The 445-nt window shown below is 38.7% G+C and carries 1 protein-coding gene; it reads right to left on the bottom strand.

From position 1 onward, the window contains the following. Window positions 1–310: GTP-binding protein (locus tag C1I98_RS46645; RefSeq protein WP_233508596.1), on the bottom strand; the 310-nt coding region annotated here is incomplete at its 3' end. Window positions 311–445: the final 135 nt, after the last annotated feature.

The following is a 445-nucleotide window of genomic DNA, read 5'->3' as shown; positions in this document are numbered from 1 at the left end:
AGATAGCACCATCCATTTGTGCAGCACCAGTGATCATGTTCTTAACGTAATCAGCATGTCCTGGAGCATCGATATGAGCGTAATGACGCTTTTCTGTTTCATATTCAACGTGGGCTGTGTTGATTGTGATACCACGTTCCTTTTCTTCTGGAGCAGCATCAATATCAGCGTAATCTGAAGCTTTAGCTAGTCCTTTTTCTGACAACACTTTTGTAATAGCAGCTGTCAAAGTAGTTTTCCCATTGTCAACGTGGCCAATTGTACCAATATTTACATGGGGTTTTGTTCTTTCGTAATGTTCTTTTGCCATTAATACGAACCTCCTGTATGTCGTAAGAATCACTCAGCATTCAAAATGAATAACTAGATCCTTTAAAAAATATTATACTACATCCTCCACGAAAGGCAAAGCACCGTCAGAGAATCCTCTAGTATTGTATAATAA

The organism is Spongiactinospora gelatinilytica (assembly GCF_003236385.1).
Lineage (GTDB): Bacteria > Actinomycetota > Actinomycetes > Streptosporangiales > Streptosporangiaceae > Spongiactinospora > Spongiactinospora gelatinilytica.
The sequence above is the reverse complement of the archived record's forward strand: the minus strand, read 5'-3'. Positions and strand labels throughout refer to the sequence as shown.